Genomic DNA, 19,466 nt, shown 5'->3' with positions numbered 1-19,466 from the left:
GTTAAAATCCCCGTTCATTAAACAATTCTTTGATTTCTGAATAAGCAAATACAGGGCCATCCTTACAAATAAAAAATCCTCCGTATTGGCAGTGTCCACATTGTGCTATACCGCACTCCATATTTCGTTCCATACTCAAATAAATATCGTGTTCCGAAATACCACGTTTATAGAGTGCCTTAACCGCGGTATTCATCATCATTTCTGGGCCACACATCATGACGATTGTGTTTTCAGGATTCAGATTGAGCTTATCAATCATATCGGTAACATAACCTACAGCCCACGGCCATTTAGGTCCGGCTTGATCTGCGGCAACATGAATTATAGTATTGGGGGATTTTTGCCAAATTGCATATTGTTTCCTGAAAATAAAATCTTCACTGTGTTTCACGCCTTGTAAGATACTCAAATGACCATACTGTTCCCTACGTGCTAAAATATATTGGATAATTGAAACCGAAGGGGCGCAACCTAGACCGCCCGTGAGCACTACTATATCTTTGCCTTTTGTCTGTTCAAGTGGCCATCCTCGTCCATAAGGACCTCGTACTCCAATTCGATCTCCTGGCTGGAGCTTTTGTAATGCTTTAGTTACTCGACCTATGGCCCGGATAGTGTGGGTTAATATATCTTTTCTTTCTGGATCAGAAACAATCGAAATCGCGACCTCACCCACTCCATACAAATAAAGCATATTAAATTGTCCTGGGGCAAAGAGAAATTGCTCCTGTCGTTCCGAATCAAGAAGACATAAATGTAGGGTAAAAATGGTAGAGGATTCTTCGATTTTCTCCACAATAATTGCTTCAAGTGGTACATAGGGATCGAATTTTGGGTTAATCACTTTCTTTAATCCTTACGTTGGATTCACCAGAAATAGCTGCTAATTCTTCGGTAATATCGATGCCCACTGGACACCAAGTAACGCATCGTCCACACCCTACGCAACCACTGGTATCAAACTGATCAAACCAACTGCCGACCTTATGAGTCAACCATTGTCTATATCGTTTTCGAGTATCCTCACGAAGTACTGTTCCACTCAAATAACTATGACCTGCGCTAAAGCAAGAATCCCATTCGCGCTGATGCTCGCTACAGCTGCCATCTAAACTGGGTTTTTCTACTTCACTATGGCAAAAACATGTTGGACACACGGAGGTGCAGTTACCGCAGGATAAACATTTTTGTGCCACTTCTTCCCATCTTGGGTGATTTAAATTGGCAAATAATAAATCGCGTAAACCTTGTTTATTATCCAAAGGAATTCTTTTAGTTTGCATATCTGCAGTGTGTTTTATAATTTTACTGACTTTGCTGCATTGATTCGATTTTGCTTTAGACAAGTTCAAGCGTTCAATAATCTCTTGACCACGTTCACTGCCGAAATTGACTACAAAACCATCATCAACTTCAGTCATAAGAATATCAAAAGAGTTCTTGACTTCGGGGCCGGTGCCTGCTGAAACACAAAAACAGTTGTTGGAGGAATAAGAACAGTTCACTGCTACAATAAATAAATCTTCACGTCGTTTTTTATAACGTGGATCGGGATGGCCCCCCTCAATAAATACTTTGTCTTGAATCTTCATTGCTGCTAAATCGCAAGCGCGTGCACCGATCATTGCCAGTGGTTGCTCCTCTGCTTGCTGGGGTTGGAACGATAGTTTCCCTTCACTGTTTCGCTCTACTTTCCATACCGTTTCCTGAGGTTTAAATAAAAGAGGTTTGATTGCTTGTGGTCCATTTGCAAAGGCAAATGCTTTATGTTCTGAAATTTTTTGTAGTTGATAGCCTCCAGGGGTTTGCTGATCTCGGATCCCCCAAGGTAATTGATCTACATTTTTGAGCACATCATAAACAATAGCGCCATCACGTACTTGAGGACCAACACAGCAATATCCTGCGTCCTGCAAGGCGGACAATAAACTCTGCAATTTTAAATAAGGCATGAAATAGCTTATTTTTATAGACATAAAACTCCTTATAGCTCGAACGCAACGTGATTGGTTCAAGGTTTTTCCAGGCGTTGAGCATGGATTCCCGCCTAGACATAATATTGTTTTGCTTCCTTCAGTATTCCCAATTAAACTGGCTTTATTCAACAAATCCGCGGTAATTGTTCTCCTACTAACCAATCGACAATTCGCATACCACCAAATTTTGTTTTCAGTTGTACAAAATTCCGTGGGTCTTCAATCACTTCCCCAATAATTTCCGCATGCCTTCCCAGAGGATGTGCTTTCATTGCGGCTAATAAAGTATTCGCATCGTTAGAATCACAAATGGCTACCAGTTTTCCTTCATTGGCAACATATAACGCATCAAGCCCTAACAGCTCGCAGGCACTGGCAACTTCGGTACGTATTGGTATCCTACTTTCATCAATAATAAAACCCACATTCGATTGCGAAGCAAATTCATTTAATGTAGTTGCGAGACCGCCACGCGTAGGGTCGCGTAAACAGTGAATATCAGGTACTGCAGTAATCATATGAGCGACTAAATCATTTAGTGCAGCGGTATCGGACTGGAGGGTAGTTTGAAATTGCAAATTATTCCGATGGGCCATAATGGCAACCCCATGATCGCCAATATGCCCGTTGACTAGGATACAATCACCCGGTTTGGCTCGGTTACCTGAGATCTGGATGCCTTCAGGGACTACTCCAATTCCAGTTGTAGTAATGAACACTCCATCCCCTTTGCCGCGTTCAACTACTTTGGTATCCCCAGTAATAATAGCGACACGAGCTTGTTTAGCGGCAGCCGCCATCGATTTAACAATCTTTTGCAAATCACTCAGTGGAAATCCTTCTTCTAAAATGAAACTGGCAGACAGGTATAATGGTTTTGCACCCGACATTACAATGTCATTCACCGTTCCATGAACCGATAAGGAACCTATATCACCTCCCGGAAAAAACAATGGTGATATCACATGAGCATCTGTGGTCATAACCATTCTTCCAGCTGATATGGAAAAACAAGCCTGATCGTTTTTTTCAGCAAGCCAGGGGTTATCAAAAGCAGCTAAAAACATTTGTTCGATTAATTGGCTCATGGCGCGTCCACCACCGCCATGGGTTAAATTAATAATCCCTTCTTTAAAATTGAGTTTTGGTGCTTTTATTTTTTTGGATAATACTGCTTCAGTCATCATGCATTCACCCGCCCATAAGCATATACCGCAGCACATGCGCCTTCAGAGGACACCATACAGGAGCCTAGAGGATTTTCCGGAACACATGCTTTGGCAAATAATTTACATTCTAGTGGTTTTTTTACGCCTCGAAGAACCTCCCCGCAAATGCATTGTTTGTGTTCATGGGAGATAAAATCTGGAATATCGAATCGCTTTTCTGCATCGAACTCCGCATACTCTGCCCTAATTTTTAAAGCACTGTGAGGAATAAATCCCAAGCCTCTCCATTCAAATTGATCGCGTAATTCGAATACTTCAGCCATAATGTGTTGCGATAGCAGATTACCTAAGCGATTTACCGCCCGAGTATATTGAATTTCTACCTCACATCGTTGTTCATTAGTCTGGTGAACTAACATTAAAATAGAATGCAGCACATCCAAAGGTTCGAAGCCGGAAATCACTATGGGTTTGCTGTATTTTTTGCATACCGCTTCATAGGGTTGACTACCAATGACAATACTGACATGAGCAGGGCCCACAAACCCATCGAGTTTAACTTCGTTGGCTTGCAGTAGGTGATCCATAGGCACTGGTGTTAAAACGTGGTTACAAAAAACACTAAAATTGCTGAGCTTTAGTTGATGCGCTTGACGGATAACTAGTGCAGTTGGAGGCGTGGTGGTTTCAAAACCAATAGCAAAAAATACAATTTCTTGTTGTGGATTTTCTTGAGCGATTCTTAACGCATCGCTTGCTGAATAAATCATCCGTACATCAGCACCGAGTGCTTTGGCGTGCAGTAAATTTTTTTGTCCTGTCCCTGGAACCCGCAACATATCAGCATAGCTGCAAAGAATCACATTCGATAATGCGGCCAAAGCCATTGCTTTATCGGTCGTAGCCATCGGCAATACACAAACAGGGCAGCCCGGGCCATGGATCATTTCTACATTATTCGGTAGTAAGCTTGGAATTCCGTAACGATGAATAGCGTGAGTATGACCACCACAAAATTCCATGTACTGATAGTGTCGATCCGGATCCACTTGTGTAGCAATTTGACGGGCGAGCGTTTTTGCAAAATCACCATCGCGGAAGTCTTCAATGTATTTCATGCCGATTCATCCTGAGTCATTTGAGCAAATAGATCTAGGGTTTTCTGTGCCTCGAGTTCATCCAGTCGTGTTAACGCATACCCAACATGAATAATCACATAGTCCCCCAATGCGACTTTATCTACTAATTCAGTTGAGATTTCTTTGGTGATACCCCCTACATTTACTATTGCTTTGGCATCATCAAGAATTTGTATAATTTGGGCGGGTAACGCCAAACACATAAATTATCCTTTGTTCTTTTTATATTTTGGATATGGGCTTTAGCGCTGCGCCCTTGCTCTATTAAGATTATTTGCCGGCAATCCAGGCTTGTCCGAGAGAAATTCCCCCATCATTGGGTGGAAGAGCACGCGCTAAAAAAGAGGTAATGCCGAATTCATTTAGAGCTGTAATTAATCCTTCGGTCAATATTTGATTTAAAAAACAACCTCCACTTAATACTACCATATCAATTTTTCTTTCTCGACAAACTTTGTTTAACCATTCTGCAAGACCCGCAATAAGTGTTCCATGAAAAAGATTGGCCCCAGTTATCGGATCAGGGCAATCCGCTAGCGATTCCAGAGTAGGCATCATATCAAAGAAATTGTCTTTTATTTGCCATCCATGGGGTAGGATTTGTACCTGGGTTACAAGACTTTCTAAGCGCATCGCTGCATGTCCTTCGTACTGCGAGATTAATTGAATCCCTAATAATGCACTTGCTGCATCAAACAAACGGCCACAACTGCTTGTGGCCGGGCAATTTATTTTTTTATCCAACATCTGATGAATCAAGTGTGCTTCTGGAAACTTAAAGAATCGCTCCGCAATTTTATCGGCGTATCCTAGATGGTGTAATACGCTTGCAGCCATTCTCCAAGGCTCGCGCGCTGCACTTTCTCCACCCGGTTGCAACATAGGTACAAAAGATCCAACCCGAGTAAACGTTGTATTATCCCATAAAAAGAGTTCGCCACCCCAGGCCTCTCCGTGGCTACCATAGCCATATCCATCAAGGGCTAATCCTAAGACTGATTGGGTAATGCCGTGTTCTGCGATTACAGAGGCTAAATGAGCATGATGATGTTGTATTGCATAGGCAGGAACTCCAAATTGCTTGGCAAAGTGTGTCGTGTAAAAATCAGGATGTAAATCATGAGCAACTCGTTCTGGGTTTACATCAAGAAAACGTAACCAATGGTTTAATGATTCATGGAAGAATTCAATGGTGGCCCTGTTATTCAAACTCCCAATATGTTGAGAAACAAAGGCTTCATTCCCTCGAGTAATGCAGAAGGTGTTTTTTAAATGTCCGCCTACGGCCAAGGTTGGTGGGATTTCATAGGGTAATTGGATTGGGGTAGGTGCCAAACCGCGAGAGCGACGGATGGCTACAGGACTACGATTAATTATCCGCAGTACAGAATCATCTGCTCGAGTTACAATATGGCGGTCATAGGAACTAATTTTATCTGCGACATCTTTGAGTTCATGGCGGGCAATCTGGTCGTCGAAAATAATTGGTTCACCGCCTACGTTTGCGCTAGTAACCACTAATGCGATGTCGTGAAATTCATTCAGCCAGGCATAGCCTTTTTTATTTCCGATGAGCGCATTAAAGAGTAAATAATGTAATGGAGTGTATGGAAGCATGACTCCCAAGCTGTCTAAATCAGGAGCAATTTGGGGATTGAACTCCTGCAATTCTTCATTTTTTTTGAGTAACACAATTGGGCGAGTAATGCATTCTAATAAATCTTGTTCTTCTTTATTGATTTTGACAAAACGTTTGGCGCTGATACTGTTCAAAACCATAATCGCAAAGGGCTTTGCGTCGCGATTTTTTCTTGAGCGTAGCTTGATTACCGCCCCTTCATTACGTGCATCACACACGAATTGGTAACCTCCTAAACTTTTTAAAGCGATGATCTTACCCTGTAAAATACTGTTGGCTATTTCTTCCACCGAATGTGAAAGTTGAGGGCCGCAATGGATACAGGCTGTCGGTTGAGCATGATAACGTCTGTCTTCAGGATTGTTATAATCTGCTTGGCAATCCAAACATAAAGGGAACAAATCCATGGAGGTTTGATTGCGATCATAAGGGAGATTGCGAGTAATAGTAAATCGAGGACCACAATGCGTACAATTTAAAAAAGGATAACGAAAATAGCGGTTTTGAGGATCAAAGAGTTCATGTAAGCATTCGGAGCAGATCGAAACATCAGGGGTAATAATGGTATTTACTCTACCTTTTTGGCTTTCAATAATTTTAAAAAGTGTTTCGTTGGTCTGTAAGAGAATGGCTTTCTGTCGAATATTATTTACTTTAGCAAGCGGGGGGAGGTTCTCTTGTAAATGAGCGATAAAATCACCGGCCAAAATTCCTTGTACTTCGATTAGCACACCGTCTGCATTATTTTGGATCCATCCAGTGAGATCAAGGTGTTTAGCGATTCGATAAACACAAGGTCTAAAACCAACACCCTGAACTTGTCCTTGAATGATTATCCTTAATCGTTCGATTTGTTTAGACACGGTTATTCATATGCTTTTGTTTTAACCATTCATACCAACTATTTAAACCCTCACCATTGCTCGCTGAAAGGGTCAGAGTTTCAATATCGGGCTTAATTTGACGCGCATATTTAATGCATAGTTCCAGATTAAAATTTACGTAAGGAAGCAGATCCATTTTGGTGATGATCATGAGATCAGCACAACGAAACATATCAGGATATTTCAGTGGTTTATTATCCCCTTCTGTTACGGAGAGAATAACCACTTTGAATTGTTCACCTAAATCAAATAATGCAGGGCATACCAGATTCCCTATATTTTCAATAAATAAGAGCGAATTCTCTTGCAGGGTAAGATCTTCTAAGGCATGACCCACCATATGTGCATCTAAATGGCATATTTTTCCGGTATTTATTTGTAGGGCATTCCCACCACTTGCTTGAATGAGCTCCGCATCGTATTGGGTTTGCTGATCACCGACTACCACTGTAATATCTAATTCTTGTTTTAAATCCAAGATCGTTTTTGCCAAGAGGGTAGTTTTTCCTGATCCAGGACTGGACATAATATTTAATGCTAAAATATTTTTTGTTGCTAAAAAACCTTTATTATGGCGGGCAAATTGTTGGTTCTTAGCTAAAATATTTTGTTCCACATGAATTAAATGTTCATCGTGAGCAGTGTGTGCGTGTTTATGCCCATGACCATCATGATGTTCCATTTCGTTATGTTCCTCAGAACAACCACAGATTCCACACATTATTCAATCACCATTGATTTGATCCGTAATTCTTCACCGTGAATAACCTTTAATGCATGACTTCCACAAGCCGGACATGCATCGAAATAATTTTGCAAAGGATTTTGTTTCTCACAGGATTCGCAGAGTGCTTCTCCCGGGATATCAAGAATGGAAACTTCTGCATCCTCTGCTACGGTTCCTTTAGCAATTACCCTAAAACCAAAAATTAGGGCATTTTTCTCCACAGCAACAAGTTGCCCCATTTCTAAAACTATTTTTTTTATACGAGCACATTGTGTTGTATTCGCTTGCTGCTTAATTATTTCGAGAATACTTTGACACAGCCACAATTCATGCATTATATGACCCAATTTCTAATTATACATTTGAATAAAATTAATCATACCAATAATCAAACTAAATGAGGCAATTAAAAGGCCTGCCATCCGAGACAATAAAAGCGATACTGAATCAGCACGATGGATCAATGTTGAAATAAATACCCCATTTAATCCGTCAGAAACCATCATCCCTAACATAAAAATGACCCCAAGTAATCCTGAAAATATCCATCCATTCATGGCGCGGGCAGAAATAGAAAATAAAACAACTTGGCTGACGGTATCAAAGGACAGGGCAAAGAGTGCTCCAAGTAAAAGGATAAAAAAAGGATTAAAGTTCTTTCGAATTAATTTTTTTGATAAATAATTTTTCAAACTGGTTGGTAGAGCAGGAGTGGAGGGGCTACGGAACACATTCCAAAGATTTAAAAATCCAAAAATCAATAGAAAAGTAATCGATATACTGTTTCCGAGTCCGTCTAGCCATTGGGGAACCATTATGGGTTTCACCCCATTGCCAATAATTAAGCTGATTAAAATAACAACAAATCCATGCCCTAGAGAAAATAAAAAACCTACACACTTTGCTAGAGTTTTTTGGGTACTGACAATCCTTGTAACTGAATCAATCGTTGCTAGATGATCCAAATCAAAACCGTGGCGAAGACCTAATAGAAATGCCATCGCGATTAAAAGTAATCCAGAATTTTGCATAGTTTACTCGAATAACTTGGAGGCAGAATTGTCATTCCTGCGTAGACGGGAACCTATTCTAGCGATGAGTAGAGCCACTTTAAGAAGAGATTCCCGTCTTGCGGGAATGACAGGAATCCTCTTATCTTAATGGCAACGCCTTTGCATTGCGTCCAGGCTATAATTAATTACAATTATTATTTTTGACGCAGTTTACCAGACTGGTTGCAAAGTGATAATTGTTATTTTGATCATGAATGACTTCCCAGTCAAAAACACCACCAAATCCTGGATAAGTCCGTGGGGGGATATAGGTACCGCAACTTGATGAACTCGCAACTCCAGTGCGTAAACATTGTATGGCGCGTTTAATTGTACTAATAACTGCTGCGGGTGAACCATCACTTTGTCCTGATGCATTGGGTGCAGGATAACCAAGGACCACTTGAGATGGAGTCAGATAACTGATGTAAGGTTGGAATCCAGTTTGTTGCCCTGAACTAGTCACTGCAGGCCAATTTTCTAATAAATCCGTTGCCATAGCAACCGAAGCATTAGGAGTACTGGTATTGTTTGGATCATAACAAATTAAGTCGATGCCAAAAGTACAACCTGCGTTATACATTTGAATACCAACCCATTCTAAAGATTGATGAGTTTGCATCACCAAAGATGCATAGTTTCCCCATGTAGCGTCAAACCCCGAAGTGGCGGCAATATTAGCAGTTTGCGGCGTTAAGGTAAGAAGCAGATTAGGGTGATTGGTATGCATTGTATTAATAATATTCGCTAAAACAGCTATATCACCTGTAGGATTGGTAAATGTTCCACCTGCATTTAATCCACTTTCTATATCAATATCAAATCCATCAAAATGATATTGGGTTACAAGATGTTCCAATGAACTAATGAAGGTTTGCTGAAATGCTGTTGGTGAAGAGGCTGCGGCTAATACCTGATGAAAATTCACTGTGGTATTAGGGATGCCTGACGATGCACCACCTAGAGAGAGCAATACTTTAATGCCGGCATCATGCAAGGATTGTATGTAACTTGCGGATACAGTATCGAAGGCCGAAGTAATTTGTCCGGGAGAGGTCGTGCTAAAGACCCCAAAAGCAACCAGAATATGGGTATAACCCGCATTAGCTAAAGCAGTAGCAGGGGGTGGTGTTACCCAGCCTGGTAAGTAGCCTATAATTCTGCCGCCAGCAGTTGTGCTCTGGGTATAAGTTATCGTTTCTGTCGCAGAAGACGATGCGGTTAAAGGTTGTGGAGAATAACTTATTGTATAACCATTAACTGCTGTTGCACTTACTGTATAAACAACTCCATCAGCTAAGTTTACATTACTTGTTCCTGAGCCATTGACCAAAGGAATTGCTTCATTAACTGGTGCACCATTACCATTAGGGGTAAAGGTTACATTAATAGAGGAAACCGACGATGGTGCTCCTGTAATTGTAATGGGAACACTGGCTTGGGCAACCTGAACACAGTTATAAGTGAGTTGCACTGAGGGGGCGGAAACTGCTGCTGTAGCCGAGGTCGGTGTAAATATTGGAGAACAATTATATCCGTTATAGGCTATTGAAGGAGTAGAGAAAGTATAATTCACTCCATTGGCTAACTGACTAATTACGTTCGTGGTACTCCAATGTACTTGCGCATTGATGGCGCTCTGATTATCCATCCGAGTTAAAGTTACAGTAGGTATACCCGTATAACCTGATAACTGAGAGGGCAATGCAGGTAGTGTAATATTGATGTTTCCTGTTGTTGGTGCTGCTGTATAGCTAAGAGTAGAGGAAACCGTGGTATCCGCTGTAACGGTTAAGTTTGCAGGATTTGCGACTCCTTGATACATGACTCCATTGCTATCCGTAACCGCAGTTGGTGATATAGTATAAGTTCCGGCAGCTAGACCCGAAATGAGTTGTTGTCCAGACCAGGGAACTTGTACTGTACTTATATTTTGTCCATTTAAAGTTAAATTCACTAATGCATAGTTTTGCGATACATTCGCAGGTTTTGCAGTTGCATTGATTAAATTAATATTTCCTGTGGATACTGGAGAATTTAAATATGCAAGAACACTATTGGCTATGTAGTCTGCAGTAGGCGCTCCATAGATTATTGTAAAAAAACTTCCTTTAGGGAGCTTACTATTGGCTCCTGGATAGGTGGGAAATTGTAATGAGAGCGAAGATAAATACGTACCATTACTTTGGGACTGTGAGGTAATTTGTAATGTATTGACTGGATAGGATAAAGGCGAAAAATTTCCCCAAAAAGAAGTATTTAAATTACTGTTATTAGAGAATGTTATTGTAGAATTTTGAAAATCTACAGCCTCATTGCAATTGTTAGTTAATTTCAATGAAATTGTTTGCCAGCTTTTTGTACCCGTTGAGCTCAAGCTTCCTGTAATACAAGAAGTGGGTTGAGGAGCAACAATTGGCGTTTTGGCCCATCCCATATTTAAGACAAACAAAAAACTAACTAAGAGCCCTATTTTTTTCATAAATTCCCTTAATTTTCATTAAATTAGTTATTAATCGGAGATCAACAATAATGACCTTTAAAGTTAAATGCAAGAGTTCTTAGTAACAAAAAAGCACGGTTTAAACCGTGCTTTGAAAGGAAAGGAGTGTCAAAAAAAGGCTTAAATAGAAGGATTTTTATCCTTTATTTGTGACCATTGCTCATCTGCTATTGCTTTCAGTTGCAAACTAAATGCTACCCAGGTAAGCGAAGATTTGACTATCCATAAACCCGGGCTCTGTGGTCAAGAAGGCTACTTCAATTGAATCTAGTGCAGGTCGTTATAATCCATAGCCAGAACGTGTGAGTCCTTTCTATAATGTTCCGAAAACTGTTTCAATTCAGGTAACCTTTTTTCACACCAACGGATCGCCGTAATTACAGGTAGAGAATCCTTATTATTTTTCAGGGTCCATTGGGCATGTTCTAATAACAAACTGGATGCGAAAGTTTGTGCTAATGCAAACGAAAGTTGTCTTGCTCCAGCCTGTTGTTCCTCATCACTCATCTGAGACATGGATTGGACATGGTTTTTCAGTTTTTGGACGTCGTGCTGTGTTTTTATCTGAGGTTGAATAAGTTCTTTATTTTTAATTTGGCTCAATCGGTTTTGGATGTCCTCAAGAAAAAATATCGCTGCATTCTCTTTATGAATGGCACGCAATGCATCAAGACTTAAAATATTAGTCGTTCCTTCCCATATGGAGAGTACTTGTGCGTTTCTTAATAATTGTGGAAGTCCTGTATCTTCAATATAACCAGCTCCTCCAAAAGCCTCTAAAGTCTCGCTAACTACACTAATTGCTTTTTTTGCCGTATAAAGTTTTATCAGAGGAGTTAACAATCTCAGAACGGCTCGCTCCATTTCTGTGGCTTCATTTAATTCATCTTTTCCTAACAGTTCAATGGCATGAAAAACCAAATGGAAGGCGCCAGTAAATTCGACGTGCATGTCTGCTAACGTTTCCAGATGGAGTACATGTTTTGATAAGGTATGACCAAACGCAACACGTTTTGTGGCATAATCACGAGCCAGTGCGAGGCCTCGTCGCATGTAACCCACAGCGCAACAAGCATTGTAAATGCGTGTAATATTAAACAATGATGAAATTTTTTTAACTCCATCTCCCGCGGGTCCGACTAATAATGCAGGAGTATCCTTTAGAGTCAATTCTGCAGTGGGTAAAGCACGGGTACCTAGTTTATCTTTTAAGCGATTTATATGTATGCCATTCAATTTACCCATCTGATTTCGAAGTTCAAGATAAAATAGACTTAACCCTTTACTGCCCTCAGGGGCGCCTTCGATACGCGCAAGAGTCATTGCAATCTGTGATGTGGTCGCAGAAGTAAACCATTTAACACCACTGAGTCGATAATGAGAACCACCTGGTCTTGCAATCGTAGATGTGCCACTCACATCAGAACCCCCGGTGCGTTCGGTCATCCATTGTCCAGAAGTCCAAAAATAAGCTGGATCAGAAGAGATTAAGTGGGGGAGGGCGTGCTTTTTCAATGATTCATCTGCATACAGTTCCAATGCTCGAGCAGCCCCATCCGTCATCGCGAGGGGGCAAGTATAGATTGCTGATGAAGGATGAAATAAATACAATTTGGCAAATTGATGGATGCGTGATAATGCACCATGACGACGTTCATATCCTATGGCAATTAATTGTTCTTCCGCAGAGATTTTATCGAGTTCTTTCCATGCTTGAGATACTTCAATATGGTCAATGCGTTTACCCCATGGGTCATAGGGAACATGCTTGGGTGGAAATGCTTCTGCTTCTTGACCTAATTTATAAATATCCTCAATGACTCGTTGACCTAGTCGGTACAATTCAGGTTGGATTTCCGTCAACATGGAAGTAGGAAGTTTCCATTCTAGATAAGTTTTTAAAACTCGATCTGCATCATATTGATTGCCTAAGCGAGGCGGAGTTTGAAAAAAATCATTCATGGATCTATTCCTTTAGATTTTTAAATTCTTCTATCTTAACCGGCTTAAATATAAGGGGCAATCCAAAAACTTTATGACTTCCTTTTCTACGATCCGCAATGCCCCTAAACTGGATATTTAAAAATTAGGTAAATTTGGTAAGAAAATAAAAATAGATTTGAACTTTCCTCCCAAATCTGACAAGGTAACCGCTGGATTTTAGAATGTAGTGCAATGAAATGAAGAAAGGAGTCTAAGGTGAGTTATTCACGTTTAAATAAGAAATTTGCAACTGCTGCTTTAATTTCTCAATTTTTTGTTGGAGCTTCAGCATCGGCTGCGGGTTTGCAAATCAATGAGACGAGTCCAAGCTTGCAAGGTTCTGCAATGGCGGGTTCCGCCGTAGCAAATAATGATGTTTCTGCTTTGTTTAACAATCCAGCAATATTGTCAACTTTACAGCAAAACCAGATTTACGTCGGCGCAAGTGAGTTTATACCCCAAATTAGTATGATTAATGGAGAGGCTGCTCATACTTTCAATGTGCCAGGTATGCCGCCATCAACTATTGCCGGACCTGTTCAAGGGAAAGCTTCCCAACATAACATCAGCAACGCAGTTTTTATCCCACAAGGTTATATCGGTTGGCGCACACCTCTTGATAAGTTAACCCTGGGTTTAGCGGTTGTGGAACCATTCTATTTATATAATAAATATTCCGAAGCTTCTGTATTGCGTTATGCAACGGTCAAAAGTGAGATAAATTCGGTTGATATTAATCCATCTCTCGCATATCAAGTTAGTGAGAAATTATCTTTAGGGGTTGGTTTTCAAGCTCAATATCTAAAAACAATTTTTTCGCATTTTGATGGAGTAAACACAGGGGTTCCTTCTATTGACCTTTTTATCGCATCCACACAGCCTACCCATTTAAAAAGTGATGGATGGGGTTATGGTTATACAATTGGCGCTTTATATCAGTGGGACCAATTTACTCGTTTTGGGGTAAGTTACCGCTCGGAAATTTCCACAAATCTAAGCGGCCATGGCGAACAATATACGATTATCGGAGATATAGTACCTTCGCCTGCAACTACTTTTTTATTTAATAGTGAAACCGCCGTGAGTAATAATTTTAGGACACCAGGTGTATTAACTATTGGTCTTGCCCACGATATAAATGAGTGGACCCTTAAAGCAACAGCTCAGGTTACTTTCTGGGATTATTTAGGCGATCTTGTTATTTCAACTCCAGATGCTTATGAAACAATTTATATTGTGCCCATGAAATGGCATAACACATTTTTTGGTGCTCTTGGCGCTGATTATCGTTATAACTCTTCCCTTACTTTACGGGGAGGATTTGCTTATAATCAGACTCCATTCAATTTACAAAATCGTACCCCGCTTATTCCTGAGTCCGATCAATATTGGTTAAATTTTGGATTGAGCTATTTTATAAACGATCATTTCTCAGTTGATGGTGCGTACTCACATATTTTTATTCGTAAACAATCAGTGAACATTACTCAAACCAATGAAGGGATTCCCGGCCTGGCAGCCCCCTTAGAAGTCAATCAAGTAAGTGCCGACTATAAAGGTACAGAGAATATTGTATCGCTGGGATTACGATACAGCTGCTAAGTCATTATAAGGAGATAGTTTAATGGTAACAAAAATAAGAAAAATGATATTTCATGCCAAAACACAATTAGTTGTGTTGATGAGCATGTTTTCTTTATGCTGGATGCTTCCTCAGAATGCTCTAGCTATTCCACTGAATAAAATTACTAAAGTTTATTTTTTTGGTGATAGTTTATCAGATAGTGGGTTTAATAATACGTTTACACTCATAAATGGAATACCTGACAAAGCACCTACGTTTACAACGTTTAATGGTTATACTTGGGCCCAGTATGTAGCACATGACATTATGGGTACACCTCTTTTGCCTCCCGGTACTCTATTTCCCACAACAAATGATAAGATGACGAATAATACAACTCCTATTTTTGTTGATCCCTCTAAACCTCCTGCGCCTCCGATTGTACCCCTACCCAATGGGTTTAATTTTGCTTGCGGAGGAAGTCGAACAGTGGCAGAACCTGGGATAGACTTTTATTGGGCTCCATCCGTTCAGCGCCAAGTTCAAAATTACCTATCTTCAGCACCCAAGAAATTGGATCCTAATGCAATGTACTTTATTTGGTCTGGTGCGAACGATATGCTTTATGGAATTTCTGCACAGCTGAATCCAATTGCATTCATGCAATTGATTGACGTGACTACTACTCAGATTGTGCAGCAGATTGAAGTGCTTAGTGCTCGAGGTGCTAAAAGAGTCGTGGTCTTATCTCTTCCTAATATTGGTGTTACTCCGTTCATAAACCAACTGGCAGTAGCAATCGGGGATCCCTCGCTTCCTGGAGCTATAAAAAATCTTAGTTTTATGTTTAATTCACTGTTAAATCAAAAATTGGGTGCTGTTGCTAAACGGCATAAAGTAAAAATTTTATATTTTGATACTTATACTGCTTTGGATAACTTAATCAGCAATGCGCAAGCAGGGGAGCCTACAGTCATTAGCGGGATGTCTTTTTTATTCCAGAATGTGACCACTCCCGTGTGTACTGCTCCTTTGGCTATTTTATGTCAACAAACCTCAAATAATTACCTCTTTGCAGATTCCGTCCACCCAACCGATATGGCTCATCATGCTTTAGCCTTAGAAGTGGAAAATCAAATCAGACAATGGGTGTAACGTAATTAAATTTTCGACTAGCCCTCCCTCCCATTTAGGGGAGGGAAAAATTTAACTACTCATGCAGTTCAAGCCGAATGAAACATACCTTAGCAACTTATTTCATTTTTAATTTCTTGCTCTTCGGGTTCTTTTTCCTGCTTGCTGTTTGTTGCAAATATTCCCAATTTACTACAAGTTGCTTCATAATAAAGACGAGCTTTTTGATATTGCCTGCATACCATTTCTTGTACTGCGGTGGGTAGTACTCCTATAGTTCCATAAACTTTTACTTTACCCGTGGGCTTTTTATCTGCCGGGTATTCTTTTACGTTGTTTACCGCCTCCTGGAGGTCACTCATGAACTTATCTTCAAAGTGTTCAATTAATGTATGAACATGGGTTAAACACAAATGAAATCCATCAGGTTTTTGTAATAAATTTAATTTCCAACCTTTTTTTTCTAATTGATCAGCAATTAAATGTGGGTTTAACGTATCGCTACGAAATCCGAGTATTGACCATTGGGGATTTCCAAAAATAGCAACATCTCGTTTACCCGTTTCATTTGGTTTATATACTTGTTCCACTCGATCTTGCAGCCGTTGACGCATTGCTACAATGCTTTCGGAAATTTCCTGATATTTCTTACGTCCATAATATGAAAGGGTGGTATATATTTCTGCAACCCGTGCGCCACTGGTTGAGCCATCCAAAATACCTGGAGTAGTATAAAGTCCGCCTGACCAGTTTAAAGCCGCATATACTGATAAAGCTGGGGAGTCCTCACTAAATAAGCAAACTGAAGTTCCTTTAGGACAACATCCATATTTATGTAAATCGGCGGAAATCGAGGTAACTCCTTTAACGCGAAAGTCCATAGGATTTTTGGATGTATCCAGAAAAGCAGTTAAAAAACCTCCTAAACAGGCATCTACGTGAAATGGAACTCCTCTTTCTTGTGCTAATTGACCCAAATCACTAATCGGATCATGGATGCCATTCATGAATGATGGTGCAGAGCCAACGATTACAGCGGTATTGCTCGAAATATATTTTCTCATTTCACTTGCAGTTACCGCACCTGTTTTAGGATCAACTGGAACCGTAATGAGTCGAGCTCCTGTCAGATCCGCTGCTTTTTTAAAAGCTGCGTGTGCTGTTTCAGGAATTACAATCTCGGGGCATTTAATTCCTTTGGCTCGTGCATGAATTACATATGCGGCCATGGCTTCAATAATACTGGTAGAGCCTCCATGTGTGATTAAACCATAACCGTTTTTAGAACCACCAAATAAATTTTGGCACCATCGAATAATTTCTGCTTGCATGGCTGTAATGCGTGGCCATTTGTCATGCAAAGGATTAGTTAAGGCAGTTTTAGCATATACTTCTTTCAGCAATTCTGTGAGTTCTTGAGGATGAACAGCATACAGCGCTCCTGAATCCTGGCCATCTCCTTGCTGGACGGTAAAATTTCGAGCCTCATCCTTATCTTTTACTTCAGAAAAATTAAAAAGACATTTTTGAGGATTGATATCAAACTCTTTTAAAATCAAATTTGGATCGGTGCGTTCTTCAGGAATCTTATCTTGCAATCCCATGGAGGAGCGTAAATCTTTTAATTTATCTTTAGTTGACTGGAGATCTTTATTGAGCTCTTTGTCCAAATAGGCTTTTACCTGCGGTAAGTTTTTACCCAGACTATAGGCTACATCGATCACTCGTTGCTTATATGTGGTGTTATTTCGTGAGCGATATGCCTGGGCAAGGGCGGGGTATTGTTGCCAAAGAAAATAAAGAGCAGCGGTAGCGAAAACAATTTGATGAGCAGGGGTGTCTTTAAACGTTTCATCAAATCCCTCAAGACCCCTATCTAAAAGCGCGGTAATATAGGTAAGCATAGTTAGAACATCCTTTTATTTGAGTTGAGTGCGCATAATAAACTCTTTTTATGATTTAAGTCACGAGAGGAAGACTTTTTGCTTCAGAATCCTACTCAAGTTACACTGTATTTTTTACATTGAGTGGGCATTGATGAAACCGAGATCACATAATCTTTTAACGTGGGTACCTCATCTTTTCTTGTTTTATAAAGAACAAGTGTTTCAGAAATTATTACCAATAACCATAATTGTTATCCTATACGCGGTAATAATCGCTTGTTTTTTTGAAAACGCGACGCGTTATAGCGTTGGCCAATTTCATCTGATTTTTAGCTTCATCTTAACGATAATTATTAGTTTTAGGGTAAATACGAGTTATGCGCGTTGGTGGGAGGGTCGTATTTTATGGGGATCAATCAATAACAATTGTAGAAATTTAGGTTTAAAGTTCGAGGCTTTTATTGGATTACATGAATATCCTGAGTTTTATGAATTGTTAAAAAAATTACCTCTAATTATCAAGGCTCATTTACGCAAAGAAAGTAAAGAGATTCAAACAGAGCTAATTTCCTTATGTATTCATGAATTTGAAGAAAAAAATCCAGTTCTTTTAGTAACGCAAAAAATGTATCGTATCCTGAATCAATTGCGTCAAGAAAATAAACTGCAGTTTGAGCAATACCTGACTTTAGATACTCATATAGCTAATTTAATCGACATGACTGGAGGTTGTGAACGAATTGCCAATACTCATGTACCTTATGCATTTGCTTTTTTTGTGAAACAAGCAATGCTTTTTTATGCCATCATGTTCCCTTTTGGTTGGGTAGACACATTCGGATTTTTGATTATTCCGATGATGGTAATGATCGTATATATTTTATTGGGTTTGGAAATATTATCCGAGGAATTGGAAGATCCTTTTGGAAAAGATGATAATGATTTACCTTTAAGTACAATTGCCAAAAATATTTCTAGAAATATAGAGCAAATAGCAGAAAATAAGAGTACATGAATTCAACTTATGCTCTTGAAAAATAAAAATATATAGGTTAATTTTTGAATAGTAACAATTCCTATACGTTACAATTTAATATAAATTGAACGCAACAGTCCCAAAAACAACTTCATCTATATTCCTGAAGCTATATTCGATAAGAGAAAAGGAGTTTCAAATGACACACAAAGTAACATCGGATCAAGAACACTGGGCTATACATCCAAATAAAAGGATTTCTTGGACGGCCGTTTTTGTTGGGGCCTTAACCGCCCTAGGCCTTAGTTTTTTATTGAATCTTTTAGGAGTTGCTATCGGGTTAAGTGCTTTTAAAACGATGAGTAATGGCTCAGTTATAGTGGTTATCGGCGGTTTGTTGGGAATCATTATTGGGGTGATAATTTCTACGTTGATATCAGGTTATGCCGCAGGTTATTTAGGTCGTTTATATTGTCCCGAACATAATTTGGGAATTATTTATGGTTTTATTACTTGGGTTATGGCTTTAATCTTGGGTGCCGCTTTGATAGGACTTTTGAGTCAATATGTAGTGACTTACACGAATTCTATTTCTCGTACTGTAGTGGCAGTTCCAATTACAGTGAATCAAATCTCCACCCCTGTAGGTACTACCAAAATTTCTTCTTCCACAAAGAATGGTCAAAAAGAGGCTATAGTAGAGGTTAATGTAACTCCGACAAATCTTGCTTCAGGAGCATACATTGCCTTCGCGTTATTTTTACTGGGTGCTTTATTCAGTTGTGTGGGCGCCAGTTGGGGAATGCGTTGTAAGAGGGATGATAGCTAGTC

Annotated in this window: 16 protein-coding genes; 4 read left to right on the top strand and 12 right to left on the bottom strand. The window is 39.8% G+C overall.

Annotated elements, in window-relative coordinates; all coding sequences use genetic code 11:
- Position 1: 1 nt before the first annotated feature.
- From HBNCFIEN_RS11470 to HBNCFIEN_RS11420, 11 genes are all read right to left on the bottom strand, one after another.
- The gene (locus tag HBNCFIEN_RS11470) at positions 2-847 is read right to left on the bottom strand and encodes an FAD/NAD(P)-binding protein (protein ID WP_182391215.1); all 846 of its coding nucleotides are present in this window, start codon (positions 845-847) and stop codon (positions 2-4) included.
- Positions 840-1,955 (bottom strand): 4Fe-4S dicluster domain-containing protein, encoded by a 1,116-nt coding sequence (locus tag HBNCFIEN_RS11465; protein ID WP_370530123.1) that lies wholly within the window; start codon positions 1,953-1,955, stop codon positions 840-842. Before HBNCFIEN_RS11465 ends, HBNCFIEN_RS11470 begins: the two co-directional genes overlap by 8 nt.
- A gap of 149 nt (positions 1,956-2,104) precedes the next feature.
- Positions 2,105-3,166 carry a hydrogenase expression/formation protein HypE gene (gene hypE / locus HBNCFIEN_RS11460; RefSeq protein ID WP_370530102.1) on the bottom strand — a complete coding sequence of 354 codons (1,062 nt, stop codon included), beginning with the start codon at positions 3,164-3,166 and terminating at the stop codon, positions 2,105-2,107.
- The gene (gene hypD / locus HBNCFIEN_RS11455) at positions 3,163-4,266 is read right to left on the bottom strand and encodes a hydrogenase formation protein HypD (protein ID WP_182391213.1); all 1,104 of its coding nucleotides are present in this window, start codon (positions 4,264-4,266) and stop codon (positions 3,163-3,165) included. Before hypD ends, hypE begins: the two co-directional genes overlap by 4 nt.
- Complete coding sequence (locus HBNCFIEN_RS11450; RefSeq protein ID WP_182391212.1) at positions 4,263-4,490, bottom strand: HypC/HybG/HupF family hydrogenase formation chaperone; 228 nt, start codon at positions 4,488-4,490, stop codon at positions 4,263-4,265. Before HBNCFIEN_RS11450 ends, hypD begins: the two co-directional genes overlap by 4 nt.
- Positions 4,491-4,557: 67 nt before the next feature.
- The gene (hypF, locus tag HBNCFIEN_RS11445; protein ID WP_255464200.1) at positions 4,558-6,789 is read right to left on the bottom strand and encodes a carbamoyltransferase HypF; all 2,232 of its coding nucleotides are present in this window, start codon (positions 6,787-6,789) and stop codon (positions 4,558-4,560) included.
- Entirely contained in the window at positions 6,782-7,531 is a 750-nt protein-coding gene (gene hypB / locus HBNCFIEN_RS11440; protein ID WP_182391211.1) for a hydrogenase nickel incorporation protein HypB, read from the bottom strand. The genes hypF and hypB overlap by 8 nt, the downstream gene beginning before the upstream one ends.
- Entirely contained in the window at positions 7,531-7,872 is a 342-nt protein-coding gene (hypA, locus tag HBNCFIEN_RS11435; protein ID WP_182391210.1) for a hydrogenase maturation nickel metallochaperone HypA, read from the bottom strand. The genes hypB and hypA overlap by 1 nt, the downstream gene beginning before the upstream one ends.
- A 15-nt stretch (positions 7,873-7,887) precedes the next feature.
- Positions 7,888-8,568: a DNA repair protein gene (locus HBNCFIEN_RS11430; RefSeq protein ID WP_182391209.1), complete on the bottom strand. Its 681-nt coding sequence runs from the start codon at positions 8,566-8,568 to the stop codon at positions 7,888-7,890.
- A 163-nt stretch (positions 8,569-8,731) separates the two neighbouring features.
- Positions 8,732-11,071 (bottom strand): glycosyl hydrolase family 18 protein, encoded by a 2,340-nt coding sequence (locus HBNCFIEN_RS11425; RefSeq protein ID WP_182391208.1) that lies wholly within the window; start codon positions 11,069-11,071, stop codon positions 8,732-8,734.
- A gap of 288 nt (positions 11,072-11,359) precedes the next feature.
- Positions 11,360-13,054 carry an acyl-CoA dehydrogenase family protein gene (locus HBNCFIEN_RS11420; RefSeq protein ID WP_182391207.1) on the bottom strand — a complete coding sequence of 565 codons (1,695 nt, stop codon included), beginning with the start codon at positions 13,052-13,054 and terminating at the stop codon, positions 11,360-11,362.
- Positions 13,055-13,291: 237 nt separating this feature from the next.
- Here HBNCFIEN_RS11420 and HBNCFIEN_RS11415 point away from each other — a divergent pair, with 237 nt between their 5' ends.
- Positions 13,292-14,677 (top strand): OmpP1/FadL family transporter, encoded by a 1,386-nt coding sequence (locus HBNCFIEN_RS11415; protein ID WP_182391206.1) that lies wholly within the window; start codon positions 13,292-13,294, stop codon positions 14,675-14,677.
- 22 nt (positions 14,678-14,699) lie between these two features.
- The gene (locus HBNCFIEN_RS11410; RefSeq protein ID WP_182391205.1) at positions 14,700-15,794 is read left to right on the top strand and encodes an SGNH/GDSL hydrolase family protein; all 1,095 of its coding nucleotides are present in this window, start codon (positions 14,700-14,702) and stop codon (positions 15,792-15,794) included.
- A gap of 89 nt (positions 15,795-15,883) precedes the next feature.
- Here HBNCFIEN_RS11410 and HBNCFIEN_RS11405 read toward each other — a convergent pair whose 3' ends face one another.
- Positions 15,884-17,677: an aminotransferase class V-fold PLP-dependent enzyme gene (locus tag HBNCFIEN_RS11405; protein WP_182391204.1), complete on the bottom strand. Its 1,794-nt coding sequence runs from the start codon at positions 17,675-17,677 to the stop codon at positions 15,884-15,886.
- Between the two features lie 133 nt (positions 17,678-17,810).
- Here HBNCFIEN_RS11405 and HBNCFIEN_RS11400 point away from each other — a divergent pair, with 133 nt between their 5' ends.
- Together HBNCFIEN_RS11400 and HBNCFIEN_RS11395 are read left to right on the top strand one after the other, a co-directional pair.
- Positions 17,811-18,674, top strand: coding sequence for a bestrophin family protein (locus HBNCFIEN_RS11400; RefSeq protein WP_182391203.1), 864 nt, complete (start codon positions 17,811-17,813; stop codon positions 18,672-18,674).
- A 160-nt stretch (positions 18,675-18,834) separates the two neighbouring features.
- Entirely contained in the window at positions 18,835-19,464 is a 630-nt protein-coding gene (locus HBNCFIEN_RS11395; protein WP_182391202.1) for a hypothetical protein, read from the top strand.
- The last annotated feature ends 2 nt before the right edge of the window (positions 19,465-19,466 follow it).

Origin of the sequence: Legionella sp. PC997 (assembly GCF_014109825.1) — a bacterium.
GTDB lineage: Bacteria > Pseudomonadota > Gammaproteobacteria > Legionellales > Legionellaceae > Legionella.
Note: the sequence above shows the minus strand (reverse complement) of the source record. Positions and strands in the feature narration are given on the sequence as shown.

What these genes read in the sequence shown, in the direction of transcription:
- HBNCFIEN_RS11465 (WP_370530123.1), bottom strand. Translation starts at nt 1,955, where the DNA reads ATGCCTTATTTAAAATTGCAGAGTTTATTGTCCGCCTTGCAGGACGCA.
- hypE (WP_370530102.1), bottom strand. Translation starts at nt 3,166, where the DNA reads ATGATGACTGAAGCAGTATTATCCAAAAAAATAAAAGCACCAAAACTC.
- hypD (WP_182391213.1), bottom strand. Translation starts at nt 4,266, where the DNA reads ATGAAATACATTGAAGACTTCCGCGATGGTGATTTTGCAAAAACGCTC.
- HBNCFIEN_RS11450 (WP_182391212.1), bottom strand. Translation starts at nt 4,490, where the DNA reads ATGTGTTTGGCGTTACCCGCCCAAATTATACAAATTCTTGATGATGCC.
- hypB (WP_182391211.1), bottom strand. Translation starts at nt 7,531, where the DNA reads ATGTGTGGAATCTGTGGTTGTTCTGAGGAACATAACGAAATGGAACAT.
- hypA (WP_182391210.1), bottom strand. Translation starts at nt 7,872, where the DNA reads ATGCATGAATTGTGGCTGTGTCAAAGTATTCTCGAAATAATTAAGCAG.
- HBNCFIEN_RS11430 (WP_182391209.1), bottom strand. Translation starts at nt 8,568, where the DNA reads ATGCAAAATTCTGGATTACTTTTAATCGCGATGGCATTTCTATTAGGT.
- HBNCFIEN_RS11425 (WP_182391208.1), bottom strand. Translation starts at nt 11,071, where the DNA reads ATGAAAAAAATAGGGCTCTTAGTTAGTTTTTTGTTTGTCTTAAATATG.
- HBNCFIEN_RS11420 (WP_182391207.1), bottom strand. Translation starts at nt 13,054, where the DNA reads ATGAATGATTTTTTTCAAACTCCGCCTCGCTTAGGCAATCAATATGAT.
- HBNCFIEN_RS11410 (WP_182391205.1), top strand. Translation starts at nt 14,700, where the DNA reads ATGGTAACAAAAATAAGAAAAATGATATTTCATGCCAAAACACAATTA.
- HBNCFIEN_RS11405 (WP_182391204.1), bottom strand. Translation starts at nt 17,677, where the DNA reads ATGCTTACCTATATTACCGCGCTTTTAGATAGGGGTCTTGAGGGATTT.
- HBNCFIEN_RS11400 (WP_182391203.1), top strand. Translation starts at nt 17,811, where the DNA reads ATGAAACCGAGATCACATAATCTTTTAACGTGGGTACCTCATCTTTTC.
- HBNCFIEN_RS11395 (WP_182391202.1), top strand. Translation starts at nt 18,835, where the DNA reads ATGACACACAAAGTAACATCGGATCAAGAACACTGGGCTATACATCCA.